Here is a 13,710-nt window from a genome sequence, read left to right as displayed (position 1 = left end):
GCGGGCTCATTCAAGGATTCGACCGTTGATGATGATTTCGGTGTTACCCAAAACCCTTTGCCTGACGTTGCTCTCGGGCCTGATGGCCGCCGTTGCGCAGGCCTCGCCACCGCTGGACCTGAACCTGACGCGCTGGGCCGAAAACGAACCCTTCAAGGCGCAGTCGCTGACCTTTCTGCCCGGCAGTGACGGCACGCAGCGTCTGGCAGCGAGTGTAAAAAGTGGTCTGTTGATGCTCGACGCGCAGGGAAAGCAACTCGCACAGTTGCCGGGTTCCTTCCAGGGGCTGGACAGCCGCGCCTCGGACTCGCAAGTGCTGGTGGCGACGCTGGACAATGCTCGGCAGCAGGCCATGCTGACCCGGCTCGATGCTGGCAGGCACAGTTGGTCGAAGCCTGTGTATGTGCCGGTCCGAGACTATTCGATCGCCGGTCTGTGCCTGTACCGCGACGATGCCAGCAACCTGTTCGTGTTTCTGGTCGGCGAGGAGGGAAAGGGCGAACAGTGGCTGGTTGGGGCAGGCGATCAGCTCAGTGATACGCCGCGTCTGGTGCGCCATCTGCCGCTGCCGCCCAATGCCGAGTTCTGTCAGGTCGACGACGCTGCGCATCAGTTGTACGTCAATGAGCAGAATATCGGCTGGTGGGCTTATCCGGCGCATCCTGAAGCCCACGTCACGCGCCAGCCAGTGGCGTTGCGTGAGCCGTTCGGCGATGTGAAACAGGCCGCAGGCGCGATGGCGATTGTGCCTGGCGGCCTGCTGGCGCTGGACCCCAAAGGCAAGGCGCTGCACCTTTATCAACAGCAGGCGCAGGGCTGGACGTCGGCGGGTGAACTGTCGCTGATGAACCTGAAAAAGCCCGAAGGGCTGTCGGTGAATCAGGGCAAGGAAGGCCTGCAACTGCTGGTCAACGACAACGATGGCGAGCGCTTGCATCAGGGCACTCTGGGCTGGACGCCGACCCCGGTTCCCGTTGAGGCAGCCTTGCCGAGCGTGTTGCCATTGGCGCAGACCCAGCCCGTGGCCCGCCAAGGCGATGCCGCCGATGACCCGGCGATCTGGGTGCACCCACAGAAACCGGCGCTGAGCCGTGTGTTGGGCACCAACAAGAAACAGGGCCTGCTGGTGTATGACCTCAACGGCAAACAACTGCAGTCACTGCCGGTGGGCCGCTTGAACAACGTCGATGTGCGTCCCGGCTTCATGCTCGGCAAGCGCAATGTCGATCTGGCAGTGGCCAGCAACCGTGATCGCAACAGCCTGAGCCTGTTCAGCATCGACCGCGCGACCGGCGAACTGCGTGAAGCGGGCGAGATTCCGACCCCGCTGGCGGAAATCTATGGCGTTTGCCTGTTCAAGCCCGCCAGCGGCGAGCTGTACGCCTTCGCCAACGGCAAGGACGGCAGCTTTCTGCAGTACCGCCTGAGTGCGCCGAACGGCAAGGCGCAGGGCGAGCTGGTGCGTCGTTTCAAGGTCGAGACCCAGCCTGAAGGTTGCGTGGCGGATGACCAGCGTCAGCGCCTGTTTCTCGGTGAGGAAGACGTCGGCGTCTGGGAAGTGGATGCCCGCGCCGATCAGCCGGCAACCCTGTCCAGCGTAATCAAGGTGGGTGATGTGCTGCACGCCGATGTTGAGGGGCTGGCGTTCTACCAGAGCGAACAGCATGACTATCTGGTGATATCCAGCCAAGGCAATGACAGCTACGTGGTGGTCGATGCCGAGCCGCCGTATGCGCTGCGCGGCGCGTTTAGGGTCGGGATCAATGCCCAGGCCGGGATCGACGGCAGTTCCGAAACCGACGGCATCGAAGTGACGTCGACCAATCTGGGCGGTGCCTGGAGCCGCGGCATGCTGGTGGTGCAGGACGGTCGCAAGCGCATGCCCGAGCAGGCGCAGAACTTCAAATTCGTCCCTTGGGCCGATGTGGTGAAAACCCTGTCGCTGCCGTAAGTCGTTTGTCATCGAACGGTGATAGACAGTCGATTCATCCCGCGTGCCGACCGCAACCGGACGGCACTGCAAGACGAGGAAAGACCGATGCACGCAACCCTGGAACACATGACCCTGTGGAGTCTGATCAGCGACGCCAGCCTGCTGGTCAAGGCGGTGATGCTGACCCTGCTGCTGGCTTCATTGCTCAGCTGGTACCTGATCGTTCAGCGCAGCCTCGCGTTGCGCCATTACGAGCGCACGCTGGACCATTTTCAAGCGCGTTTCCGCAGCGAAACCGACTTGGCGCCTCTGTATGCTGAGCAGGATCAGGACGATGGCGTCGGGCAGGTGTTTCGCGCCGGTTACGCTGAATACGTACAGCTCAAACAGCGCCCTGGAGCCGAGCCGGAAGCGGTGTTGTCCGGTGTCGAGCGTTCATTGCAGGTGGCAATCAGCGAGCAGGAATTGCAGTTGGAAAAAGGCCTGCAATTTCTCGCCACGGTCGGGTCGGTCAGCCCATACATCGGGCTATTCGGCACCGTCTGGGGGATCATGAACGCCTTCATCGGCCTGTCGCAGGTGCAGCAGGCCACGCTGTCCACCGTCGCGCCCGGCATCGCTGAAGCCCTGATCGCGACCGCCATCGGCCTGTTCGCGGCGATTCCTGCCGTCATCGCCTACAACCGCTTTGCCGCGCGTGGCCATACGCTGGCAGCTCGTTACTACAGCTTCGGCAACGAATTGCAGGTGCGTCTGAACCGCATTCTGCAGGCCACACCACGCACCATGGCCGCTGCGGCCTGAGGACTTGCCATGCTGGTCAAACCGCAACGCAAACACGGCCCGAAAGCCGAAATGAACGTGGTGCCCTACATCGACGTGATGCTGGTGCTGCTGGTGATCTTCATGGTCACGGCGCCGATGCTCACCCAGGGCGTGAAGATCGAGTTGCCCAAGGTCGCGAGCGAGGCACTGGCCAGCGATACCAAACAGCGCATCGTGACCTTGTCGGTCAAGGCGGAAGGTGGCTACTACTGGAATCTGGGCGACACCGTCGACACCCATGCGCAGACCGACACTGCCGCCAGCCTTGAAGACATGCAGGGACGTGTCGCGCAACTGGTGGCCGAGCGTCCGGACACCCAGGTATTCATTCGCGCCGATGACAAGGCCGATTACGGGCGTGTGGTCGCTGCCATGGCGGCCTTGCAGCACAGTGGCGTCACGCAGTTGGGACTGGTGACCGAGGCGCCGCAATGACCGCCATGGCCCTCCCTTACACGCAGGTGCGCCCCGAGGCCCTGAAACGGCCCCGGCTGCGCAGCCACGGACTGGCTGCGGCGTTTGCAGTGGCCTTGCATGTTGTCGTGCTGGCCGCACTGATGCAGGGTTGGGTCGCCGAGCAAAAACTGCCTGAGCCCGTGAGAACCCTGACCACTCAATTGCTGATTCTGCCGCCTGCACCTGCGCCTGTCGCGCCATCACCGGAGCCGGTTGTCGAGCCTGTTCAGGCGGCGGCGCCTGCGCCCGAGCCTGCGCCGGTCGTGAAGCCAGTCGAAGCTCCTGCGCCGCACCCGGACACTCAGCGTCAGGCGCGGCAGATCGAACAGGCAGCCCTGGCGCGCAAGCGGGTCGAGGAGCAGAAACGCGAAATTGATCAGCGCCGCAGCGAAGAGCAGAAGAGGGCGCTTGACCAGCAGAAACAGGCCGAACAGCAAAGGCTGCAGAACCAGCAGCGCCTCGCCGAGCAGCAACGTCTGCAAGCCGAACAGGCCCGGCAGTCCGCTGACCGCGCTCGCTCGTCACAACAGGCGGCTGCTGCCGACAACAGTCAGTATCAGCCCCTGAGCAAGGAAGCCCCGGACTACCCCGAACGTGCGCTGGACAAAGGCATCGAAGGCGACTGCACGGTGGTCTACGACGTCTCGCCCCAGGGCCGCGTCGTCAACCCACAAGTGCAGGGCACCTGTCATCCACTGTTCATGCGCCCGTCAGTCGCCGCTGCCGAAACGTTTCGCTATCAGCCACGCATCGTCGACGGCAAACCGGTGACGGTGTCCGGGGTGAAGAACACGTTTCATTATCGGATCAAGTAAGAGAAAGGCTGAAATGCGGCGATACCGTTGACACCGCGTCATCGTTCATCGCCGGTAAGCCGCCTCTTATCAAACAACACATAATTCACTGAAGAAACGCGATTTTTGTAGGAGCGCGCTTGCCCGCGATCTGCCGGGAACCGGCAGCAAAACCTGCGTATGCGGTGTGTCAGATGAAATCTGGGGCCGCTGCGCAGCCCATCGCTGCCGTCGTAACCTCCGAGAGCTCCTACGCCCTTCGGGCAGAATCAGGTACGCGTACTGTTCAGTAAACACAGAGTGTTTGATAAGAAAGGGCTTGCCCGCGATGAGGGTCACGCGGTGGGGCTGGACAATCGCATCCGCAGCGGCACAGCGCAGGTTGCAGATCATTTGTCAGCATGAGCCCAGAGTGTTTCGCCTATTCACGAAACACTCTGGACTGACTCTGGATCAACTCACCTTGAAGCGCCTTACCAACGCAATCAACCGGGTATTGGACTCGGCCAGTGCCGCCGTGCTGCGCTCGTTGCTGGAGCCGCCTTCCACCAGTTCTTCGACGATGTGTTTCACCGCGATGATGTTGCGGCTGATCTCTTCGGACACCGCGCTCTGCTCTTCGGCGGCGGTGGCGATCTGGGTGCTCAGGTCGTTGATGCGCAGGACCGAACTGGTCATGTCGTCGAGCCCGGCGGTCACGGCCGTGGTCTTGCCCGCAGTGGCCTGACAACTCTGACGGGTTTTTTCCATGGCCGCGACGGCAGCGCTGACGCCTTGCTGAAGGCTGTTGAGCATCTCGTTGATTTCCGAGGTGCTGGCCTGCGTACGGGCGGCGAGGGCGCGGACTTCGTCGGCAACAACTGCGAAGCCACGGCCCTGTTCACCGGCGCGTGCGGCCTCGATGGCGGCGTTGAGCGCCAGCAGGTTGGTCTGCCCCGCGATTTCACCGATCACTGCCAGCACGGCGTTGATGCGCTTGGCGTCCTGCTCCATCGACTGCACCTTGCTGGTGGCCGAATCCACTTCGCTGATCAGCGCGTTCACGCTGTCCGATGCGTCGGATACCACGGTCTTGGAGACCTGCGCATTCTCGTTGGCCGATTGCGTGAAGCTGGCGGTCTGGGCAGCACTGCGCGCCACTTCATCGGCCGTCGAGGACATCTCGGTGATTGCCGTCACCGCCTGATCGGTCTCGTTGGCATGGCGCACCAGAATCGCGTTGGTTGTGCCGGCCTGACTGCGCAGTTGCTCGATGCCCATGGCGATGTCGCTGGTAGAGGAACTGACTTCGACCATCATGCGTTGCAGATAGGCAATGAAGCGGTTGACCGATTCACCCACCTGATCAACTTCATCCTGGCCTTTCACCGCGATGCGGCGGGTCAGGTCAGCGTCACCGGCCGACAGCGTATCGATATTGGTCTTGAGCACGGTGAGGCGTTTCATCAGCGTGCCGAGGGCAACGATCATCAGCACGAGCAGGACCAGCACCATCGGAATCTGCAGCCAGGCCAGGGTCTTGAGGACCGTCTCGCTCTGGGTCTTCAGCAGTGCGGTGTTCTGCGACACGGCCAGCAGCCAGGGCGTGCCGGCGACCGGCATCAGGAACAGGGTAGATTCTTCGCCGTCACTGTTGTCGTAGGTCAGGCGGGTGGTACCGCTGCTTTTGAGGGCGAGGGCCGATTTGATGCCGTTGATGAACGGCGACTGCCCTGCCAGTTCGGAAATGTTGCGCAGCACGATCTTGTCGTTGCTGCCCGGCACGTTGGAGAGGATCTTGCCATCTGCTTCGATGATCATGATCCGGCCGTTGACCTCACGCTCCTTGGCTTCGACCAACTGATTGAAAAAGCCCAGGGTCACGTCGATGGTCGATACGCCCCATGGCTTGCCATCCTTGGTAATTGCCATCGCGCAGTTGGTGCGCGGCTCGGGGCTCGCTGCGTCCTGATAGGCCGGAGCCCAAGCGCATTGACCGGCAGGCGAACTCAGGCCGCCCTTGTGCCAGCCCTGCTCGAAATAGTTGAGCGATTCCGGCGAGTTCCAGTGGGTGTTGACGATCAGCTTGCCGGAGGCATCGCGGTGATAAAAAGTGCTGTGCTTGGCGCGCCCCGGTGTGCGCACTTCAGGCAACGGCCAGATGCCGCCGCCGAAGACCTTGGCCTCGCCATACTGGTTGACCATGAAGGGCAGCAACCGGTCGATGTCGTCGCTGGACAGCTGCGGCACGATCTCGGTGATAACGCGAGCCTGTGCCTGAACCCGGGCCAGCTCGGTCTTGATCTCGTTACTGATGTCGGCTGCCTTGACGGTCAGCATGTTCTCGTCGTTGGCCGTGAGCCTGGGCGTGACAAACTGATTGATCCCATAAACAGTCAGGATAATGACCAGCGCCATGAATCCCACGAATGTAGCGGTGTAGCGTGCCTGAACGGTCTTGAGCGTGGCCATTATTGTTATACCTGCGCGTGAGAAGGGGGCTGTGTTGCCGAGGTGTCGGCATCGCGCGGCAGTTCTTGAGAGGGTAAAAGCGCCACATTCCGGTCTGGCGATGATCGGTCTGGCTATCTTTAGCAGTCTGCAGACGGGTGCAGGTTTATCGTGTCAGCACTTGCAGCCACGGCGTCCAGCTTTCGACATGTGCGCCGTGGGGTTGCGCCATGGCCTGCAAGGCGGCCTGCGGATTGCGGGTGTCATAGACGCCAGTGATGCGCAGTTCGGCGAGCTGCGGGTCCTTGAGCCAGACCTTGCCGGGCAGATAGCGCTGCAATTCGTCTACCATGTCGCCGAGGCGGGCGTTGTCGGCGATCAGCTGGTTATTGCGCCAAGTGGCGACACGACTCGCGGGCTGGGCCAGCAATCGGGCCTGTCCACTGTAACGGTCGACATCCAGACGCTGCCCTGCGATCAGGCCGGGGTTGAGCAGGCGCTGACTGTCACGCTCACTGACCTTGACCGAACCGTGCTGGACGACCACTTCAATGGTGTTCGATTCCAGGTCCACATTGAACGCGGTGCCGGTTACCGTGACGTCGAGGCTCTGGACTTGAACATTGAACGGCTTGCTGCGATCGGGTGTGACGTCGAAGAAGGCTTGACCACGCAGAAGGCGGACATCCCGGCGTGTGCCGGAAAAGTCCACGGCAATGGCGCTGTTGCGGTCCAGCGCTGCAAGGCTGCCGTCGGGCAGCCGGACGTCACGGCGCTCATTGCTGGCGGTGGCGAAGTCGGCCTGCAGTAAGGTTGTGAAGTTTGGGTTGAGGGCCAGCACCAGGCAGGCGGCGAGCGCGCCGCCAACCGCCCAGCTCAGGGTTCGGCGTCTCACGGGGCGCTTTTTGACCGGGCGTTGCGCAGTCGCAGCGTCATGCACGGACGGAATCGGCGGCCATTTGTGCGCCGTGGTAGGTGTGAGCTGGCCGGTCAACTGCCAGATACGCTCAGCCCTGCGCAGCGCCTCGGCGTTCTGCGGGTCGGCCTCTTCCCACTGGCGCATCTCATCGTGCAGCCGCGCATCGTCAGGTGCCTGTCGGGCACGCATCAACCATTCCAGAGCAATGTTCTGAAGGGCCTGGCGAGGTTCGGCTTGCGGCATGTCCGGCAAGGCTCCAGCGGCGGAAAAGGGGGGCAAGGGTCGCACAGGATCGCGCCCTTCAGCAAAAGACGGATGACTGCCGGTTTTTTTCAGATTCTTTTGAATGTTTTCGTCGCGCGGGTCAGTCATTGCCACGGTCCAGCCATGCAGCGCAATGACTCAAGGCTTCATGCACCAGATGATGTGTCAACCCTACCGAAATACCCAGCGCACTGGCCACCTGTTGCAACGTGTAGCCGCCCAGGCGATGCATCTCGAAGGCCATGCGCGTGCGTTCCGGCAACCGGGCCAGCGCGTCAGCCACCTGTTGCAGCTCGTCCTGACCGACCACTTCCTGCTCGGGCGATGCCGTAACAGCTGGCAGTTCGGCCAGAAGGGCGTGGCTGTCGGGCTGTCGCTTTTCGGTGGACATGCTGCGCGTGAGGTCCAGCGACAGATTGCGCACGATGCGATACAGGTAGCCAACCGGATTGTTGATCGAAAGAGTCTGGTCCTCACGTCCGTTGAATCGCAGCCAGGCTTCCTGAACGACATCCTCGGCACGCGCACGGCAACCCACGATCGGTGTGGCGTAGTCCACCAGTGCCGAACGGTGCGCGAGATAGAGGTCGAGTTTGCTGGCGGACGAATCCACAGGGCATTGATGCTCGTTTCGTGGGGAAGAAGCGATATGTCCTGCCCGGAAGAACGCATGCTACCCGTTTTCGATAATCGTTATCAAATGCGATCTGTAGTCGTTAACCTGGGCTCGCGGGCGCGGCATGTGCTGCGCCAGCGGGTTTCAAGGCTTCAGAAAATATAGTCGGTGGTCAGAAAGCTCGACTCGCGGTTGCGAATGATGTCGCTGACCAGCTGCTTGTTGCTCTCCTGAAATTTTGTCGCCACCAGCGTGCGGATCGAGAACACCCGCAGTGCATCGTGAACCGACAGGGTGCCTTCTGCCGAATTCTTCCGTCCGTTGAACGGGTATTTGTCCGGACCGCGCTGGCACTGGGCGTTGAGGTTGATCCGGCCGACCTGATTGGCGAACGCGTCAACCAGCCGTCCGACCTGCGCCGAGTCGTTGCCGAAGATGCTCAGCTGCTGGCCGAAGTCGGAATCCAGTACGTAATCGATCACGCTGTTCAGGTCACGGTAAGGCACGACGGGGACAACCGGACCGAATTGTTCTTCGTGATAGACGCGCATTTCAGGTGTAACCGGATACAGCAGAGCAGGGTGGAAGAACGACTCGCTGACCAGTGCACCGTTGTTATTGATAATCTTTGCACCTTTGCCGAGTGCGTCGGCCACCAGCCCTTGCAGATAATCCGTCTTGCCGGGCTCGGGCAGCGGCGTCAGCGAGACACCTGGTTCCCAGGGCATGCCGGGTTTGAGCTGGGCCAGCTTCTCCTGAAATTTTTCCAGAAAGCCTTCGACCACGTCTTCATGCACGAAGAAGATTTTCAGCGCCGTGCAGCGCTGGCCGTTGAAGGACAGCGAGCCGGTGACCGCTTCGCTGACCGCGTTGTCCAGATCCACGTCGGGCAGGACGATGCCGGGGTTCTTGGCGTCCAGACCCAGCGCCGCGCGGAGGCGGTGAGGGCGCGGATGGAGTTTTTTCAGGTCGCTGGCGGCCTTGTTGGTGCCAATAAAGGCGAACACGTCGATCATGCCGCTGGCCATCAGCGCACTCACCGTGTCGCGACCGCTGCCATAGATCACATTGATGACGCCGGCCGGAAAACTGTCACGAAACGCCTCAAGCAATGGACGGATCAGCAGTACGCCGAACTTGGCGGGCTTGAACACCACGGTGTTGCCCATGATTAGCGCAGGGATGAGCGTGGTGAATGTCTCGTTCAGCGGATAGTTGTAAGGCCCCATGCACAGCGTGACACCCAGCGGCACGCGGCGTATCTGGCCGAGCGTGTCCTGCTCAAGCTCGAAGCGACTGGAGCGCCGGTCGAGTTCCTTGAGCGCATTGATGGTGTCGACGATGTAATCGCAGGTGCGATCGAACTCCTTCTCCGAGTCCTTCAGGTTCTTGCCGATCTCCCACATCAGCAGATTGACCACTGCCGTACGCTGCTCACGCATGCGCTTGAGAAACGCCTCCACATGCTGGATACGCTCGGCAACGCGCATCGTCGGCCAGCGACCCTGGCCTCTGTCCCAGGCGCTGACCGCTGCGTCGAGTGCCGTCATCGCGGTTGCCGCATCCAGCAAAGGCGTGCTGCCCAGAATCATCGGTTCAAGGCCGGTGCTGCTTCTGATGCACACCGGACTGCGTACCGGCGCCAATGGGCTGTTCCAGGTCTGCAGCTTGCCATCGACCAGATAATCGCGCTGCTCGATGGGCGGGCCTGGGCGATACTGCTCGGGAATGTCATCGACAGTGGGGAATAGCGTTTCAAGATGGCTATTCAGGGGCATCGGCTTTACCTCGAAAATGGTTGCGTCAGGTCAAGGGCAAATACACTACGCCACCTGTGACGCGCTAATGAACCCGTCTCACGACGAGCGAGCGTTCTTTCATCGGACTTTCAGTGAAAAAATTTCAGCCGCTCGCTTGACTTCGTTTTGCGAATCAGTAACATAGCGCTCATTCCGCGATAGCTCAGTTGGTAGAGCAAGTGACTGTTAATCACTGGGTCCCTGGTTCGAGTCCAGGTCGTGGAGCCACTTTTCATATAGTTCAAGGTGTTGCCCGTAACGAGTTAATGCAGATGCTGAGGTTCAGAGCCTCACTCGCAGTTACCCGACACCTTGAAACTTCGCTCAGCAAAATCCCCTTTCAGGCAGCTACACAAACATTTCAGTCTTGTGCTGTTCATTATCCTTTCTGATTCCTTTTCAAGTTCTGTTTCGCCAGTCAGATCCATTGCCACAGGCGTATCGCAAACGACAAAGCCTCGTCATTGACTGACGAGGCTTCGTTTCAAGCGTTTCAAGCGTTTCAGGCCGCAGTGGCGGTCTGGCGACGTGCCCAGAAAGGCTGGTCGCTGTAACGTGTTTCCACACTGTAATAGCTGCGTTTGAGGTTCTGGTACTCGTTTACGTGCCGACGAACATCATCGGCATACGCCTGACGTTGCTCGCTGTCGTCCTGCTTCTGGGTAATGCTGCTGGCGGCAAGCCGGGCAGCGTGAATCCCGGTGGTCAGGGCGTAGCCGATGCCCATTGAGGACAACGGATCGAATGCGGCTGCTGCATCTCCCGCAGCCACCCATCCATTACCGCAACTGGGCTCCAGTTGTTGTGAATGTGCTGGCCATACCTGTAGATCGCCACTGACCGTGCGTAGTCCGAGACGCTCGCGGGTATTGGGTGCCTGGGCCATTGCCTCGTTCCAGAATGCGGAACGGTCGGCATTTGAGGCCTGCAGCAGGTCTGCGTCGGTCATCAATACCGCAACCATTCTGCCGTCCGGTAACGGCGCGCTGTACCACCAGCCCGCAGGAATCGCTTCGACCAGCGAGCTGGATTCGACGGGTAGATCACTCGACGAGAAGTACGCTGAGATGCCCACCAACCGGTCGTCCTGCACCGTCCTGGCGCCTACCGCACGACCCAGCCAGGCGCTACGCCCGCTGGCGTCGATCAGGTAGCGACACTGCACCTGTACGTCATCGCTCAGATCGACCCGCCAGCCGTCATCCTGCTTTTGCACCTGTTTCAGGCGTTTGCCGAGCACCAATTGCGTACCAAAGCTGCGGGCGGCGTTGGCCAGACCCGCATCGAAACGCGCTCGATCCAGATGCCACCCATGGCCGCGCCCGGTGAACAGGAAGTCCCGCGTGCTGACGTGCTCGTCTCCCCAGGCTGCCGTAAAGGCGTGGGACGGCGCGAAGTTGCCTTGGCGGAAATGTTCCCCCACACCGAGATAGTCCAGCAATGGCAGGACCGCAGGCGACAAGGTTTCTCCGACCTTGTCCTCTCCGTATCCGGTCTGTTCCACCAACATCACCGAGAGATCGGTATGGCGACACAGGGTGAGGGCCGCCGCGCAACCGGCGGGACCTCCCCCTGCGATAACCACATCTACGATCCTCGGTCCGCTAGCGGACAAGATGCCCCCGCGTTGCGACAGCGCGACGGGTATCAACTTTCGGCAGGGTTTTGTCCGGTGCCAAGTACCAGGTATTGAAAAAGTTGGCGTCGGCGCCGCTGACCACGTTGGCACCGCTGGCGACAGCTACGCTGGCTGCCAGGAAGCGCTCGTTATTGCGCTCTGTTTCCATGAAGTTGGGGAACAGGTCGCGATAAGGGCCTTTGGCTTCGTTGGTGATAAAACCCAGGTAGTGCCAGGCATTGATCATCTCCGAGAAGCTGTTGATGCCGCGGTTGTAGATCGACTGCAGACCGGCAGGAATACCGGACTGTTCCTGCGCTTGCGCCGACAGGTCGCCAGGAATGACGTTCCACGGACTTTGCGGCGGCCACCAGTACGCATAGTAGGTAGGCGGCTTGGGAATGCCGTCTGCCTTATTGGCGTCGTTGTCGCTGAAATTGATGTACTGAACCGTGCACTGGAAGAAGTCCGACTGCCAGGGCGTAGCCATGCGCTTGGTCAGATCCCCCGGTTCGCATCCCTGGACGTTGCCCGACGGATCGGTTTCGTTTTCGTCCGGGCACAGTCCATTCTGGCGGTAATAATCCTCATCATGACGATGCCTGATGCGGTAAGGCGCCTCGTAAAGCGCTTTGCTGTAAAGGCTCCAGGTCACCTCAATACCTGGGCAAAACGGACCGCCGACGCAGTTGCCGACGCTGGCACGATCCAGATCGGTAACGTTCGGTAGAGGCGCCGCAGGGCTCACGTCAAATTTACCCGCCGCCCATTGGCCAAGCATGAAGTACTGAGTGCGGGTCAGCGTCAGGAATTTGTCCAGCACGTCGTTGCTGACCGAGTTGGACCCCGAGTTCAGTGGCATCAGCGGAATGCCGCTGTTGTCATCGAACAGCTGGTTGGTCTGCCCGCCTGTAAAGCCGTTCTCACCCGGGCGGCGAAACAGACTGAAATAGGCGCGGCGATATTCAAGAGTGGTATCGCTGGCATCGGTCGCATCGAACGGCGGAGGCGAAAAGCTGTTGAGAGCCGGAATCGCTGCCACCCAGCGGTAGCCCGCAGGACGTAACAGGATCGGTTCGATGTCCCGTTTGTAGTTGACGATGAAGTCAGGGTTGTATTCGCCCTGGCTGTACAGCGCCGGGACCAGTTGATGCTCGCGCACGCCAACATCGAACATCACGTCATCCAGCGTGACGATGTTCTCCAGTTCCGGTGCGAACTTGGGCGAGCCCACCACGCACCAGGCGCGGAGCTCTTGCGGGGGACTGCCATCACTGAAGGTCAGTGTGCAGGTTACCGGCCCATCGGACGTATCGTCATGCCAGGTGTCTGCCCCGGCGAAGCTGGTGATCGATTGATCCCCACCAGCATGCCCGTATCCACCGAGAACCAGCAAGCGACCCTTGTTGTCGGTCAACACGCCGCCCAGCGTATTGATAGGCAGCCCTTGCTGCGGTCCCGAGCCATTGGCATAGATCGGAAAGGAGCCGTAAGGGTAATTGGCCGGTATGGTGTGGCGCGAAAACTCCTGCTGCGGATGGTGAGGTCCGGAGACTCTGCGCGGCCCCGGATCGATCAGTAACTCGCTTTGTCGAGCCTCGCCATGCACGGTGCTGTTACGTTTGGGGACGTTGCAGGCTTCGTAGCTATTGTCAGGACCAAGCAAGAGGTTGCCCTGAAGCTCGCTGAAGCTGTACCAGGCGGCTTTCTTGTTGGCCAGGTGAACGGTCCATTCAATCCCGGCGATCGCCGGATCATCCAGCGTGACTTCTCGGCTGTCGCCATCCTCGTCAACAGCGAACAGGCAAAAACGGGCAGCCTGTCGTTTCACACGACCCTGATCATCCTTGTAATGGCTGACGTAGATGGGGTGTCCATTATCCAGCGACTGATCGCCGGCCTGACTGCATTCCAGCGGCCTGCCGCCCAGTTTCTCAGGGGCCAGGTAAAACTCTGTCGGACTGTTGCCCACCCGGGCAATACCAACACTGGGACCGATTACGTACTTCATGACCACGCTCCTTGTCTTGCCTTCGAAGTTTCCGCAGCCGGGATT

At 60.7% G+C, this 13,710-nt stretch carries 10 protein-coding genes, 1 tRNA gene and 1 pseudogene; 5 read left to right on the top strand and 7 right to left on the bottom strand.

The window, feature by feature from the left end; translation table 11 throughout:
- Positions 1 to 28 precede the first annotated feature (28 nt).
- From QRN20_RS08440 to QRN20_RS08425, 4 genes are all read left to right on the top strand, one after another.
- Positions 29 to 1,951 (top strand): phytase, encoded by a 1,923-nt coding sequence (locus tag QRN20_RS08440; RefSeq protein WP_285360155.1) that lies wholly within the window; start codon positions 29 to 31, stop codon positions 1,949 to 1,951.
- Between the two features lie 87 nt (positions 1,952 to 2,038).
- Positions 2,039 to 2,737 carry a protein TolQ gene (gene tolQ, locus QRN20_RS08435; protein WP_029243478.1) on the top strand — a complete coding sequence of 233 codons (699 nt, stop codon included), beginning with the start codon at positions 2,039 to 2,041 and terminating at the stop codon, positions 2,735 to 2,737.
- Positions 2,738 to 2,746: 9 nt separating this feature from the next.
- The gene (gene tolR / locus QRN20_RS08430; RefSeq protein ID WP_004881938.1) at positions 2,747 to 3,193 is read left to right on the top strand and encodes a protein TolR; all 447 of its coding nucleotides are present in this window, start codon (positions 2,747 to 2,749) and stop codon (positions 3,191 to 3,193) included.
- A complete protein-coding gene (locus QRN20_RS08425) occupies positions 3,190 to 4,029 on the top strand; it encodes an energy transducer TonB (protein WP_285360153.1) in 840 nt (279 codons plus the stop codon). The genes tolR and QRN20_RS08425 overlap by 4 nt, the downstream gene beginning before the upstream one ends.
- A gap of 432 nt (positions 4,030 to 4,461) precedes the next feature.
- On the opposite strand, the gene QRN20_RS26820 is transcribed toward QRN20_RS08425, so the two are convergent.
- From QRN20_RS26820 to QRN20_RS08405, 5 genes and pseudogenes are all read right to left on the bottom strand, one after another.
- On the bottom strand, positions 4,462 to 5,268 hold the full coding sequence (locus QRN20_RS26820) for a methyl-accepting chemotaxis protein (RefSeq protein WP_424821215.1): 807 nt from the start codon (positions 5,266 to 5,268) through the stop codon (positions 4,462 to 4,464).
- A gap of 54 nt (positions 5,269 to 5,322) precedes the next feature.
- Positions 5,323 to 6,327, bottom strand: a pseudogene (locus tag QRN20_RS26815) (HAMP domain-containing protein); the annotation flags it as partial.
- 277 nt (positions 6,328 to 6,604) lie between these two features.
- Entirely contained in the window at positions 6,605 to 7,729 is a 1,125-nt protein-coding gene (locus QRN20_RS08415) for a FecR family protein (RefSeq protein ID WP_285360151.1), read from the bottom strand.
- Complete coding sequence (locus tag QRN20_RS08410; protein WP_096767625.1) at positions 7,722 to 8,234, bottom strand: sigma-70 family RNA polymerase sigma factor; 513 nt, start codon at positions 8,232 to 8,234, stop codon at positions 7,722 to 7,724. The genes QRN20_RS08415 and QRN20_RS08410 overlap by 8 nt, the downstream gene beginning before the upstream one ends.
- 155 nt (positions 8,235 to 8,389) lie before the next feature.
- On the bottom strand, positions 8,390 to 10,015 hold the full coding sequence (locus QRN20_RS08405; protein ID WP_285360148.1) for an NADP-dependent glyceraldehyde-3-phosphate dehydrogenase: 1,626 nt from the start codon (positions 10,013 to 10,015) through the stop codon (positions 8,390 to 8,392).
- Positions 10,016 to 10,188: 173 nt separating this feature from the next.
- On the opposite strand from QRN20_RS08405, the gene QRN20_RS08400 reads away from it, so the two are divergent.
- Positions 10,189 to 10,264 (top strand) — tRNA-Asn (locus tag QRN20_RS08400).
- Positions 10,265 to 10,538: 274 nt separating this feature from the next.
- Here QRN20_RS08400 and QRN20_RS08395 read toward each other — a convergent pair.
- Both QRN20_RS08395 and lodA read right to left on the bottom strand, forming a co-directional pair.
- A complete protein-coding gene (locus QRN20_RS08395; RefSeq protein ID WP_285360146.1) occupies positions 10,539 to 11,621 on the bottom strand; it encodes a tryptophan 7-halogenase in 1,083 nt (360 codons plus the stop codon).
- A 19-nt stretch (positions 11,622 to 11,640) separates the two neighbouring features.
- Positions 11,641 to 13,665, bottom strand: coding sequence for a CTQ-dependent lysine 6-oxidase LodA (lodA, locus tag QRN20_RS08390; RefSeq protein ID WP_058431624.1), 2,025 nt, complete (start codon positions 13,663 to 13,665; stop codon positions 11,641 to 11,643).
- Positions 13,666 to 13,710: the final 45 nt, after the last annotated feature.

The organism is Pseudomonas sp. fls2-241-TYG-175 (assembly GCF_030209155.1).
Lineage (GTDB): Bacteria > Pseudomonadota > Gammaproteobacteria > Pseudomonadales > Pseudomonadaceae > Aquipseudomonas > Aquipseudomonas viridiflava.
This window is presented reverse-complemented; position numbering and strand designations above follow the sequence as displayed.

What these genes read in the sequence shown, in the direction of transcription:
- QRN20_RS08440 (WP_285360155.1), top strand. Translation starts at nt 29, where the DNA reads ATGATGATTTCGGTGTTACCCAAAACCCTTTGCCTGACGTTGCTCTCG.
- tolQ (WP_029243478.1), top strand. Translation starts at nt 2,039, where the DNA reads ATGCACGCAACCCTGGAACACATGACCCTGTGGAGTCTGATCAGCGAC.
- tolR (WP_004881938.1), top strand. Translation starts at nt 2,747, where the DNA reads ATGCTGGTCAAACCGCAACGCAAACACGGCCCGAAAGCCGAAATGAAC.
- QRN20_RS08425 (WP_285360153.1), top strand. Translation starts at nt 3,190, where the DNA reads ATGACCGCCATGGCCCTCCCTTACACGCAGGTGCGCCCCGAGGCCCTG.
- QRN20_RS26820 (WP_424821215.1), bottom strand. Translation starts at nt 5,268, where the DNA reads ATGGGCATCGAGCAACTGCGCAGTCAGGCCGGCACAACCAACGCGATT.
- QRN20_RS08415 (WP_285360151.1), bottom strand. Translation starts at nt 7,729, where the DNA reads ATGACTGACCCGCGCGACGAAAACATTCAAAAGAATCTGAAAAAAACC.
- QRN20_RS08405 (WP_285360148.1), bottom strand. Translation starts at nt 10,015, where the DNA reads ATGCCCCTGAATAGCCATCTTGAAACGCTATTCCCCACTGTCGATGAC.
- lodA (WP_058431624.1), bottom strand. Translation starts at nt 13,665, where the DNA reads ATGAAGTACGTAATCGGTCCCAGTGTTGGTATTGCCCGGGTGGGCAAC.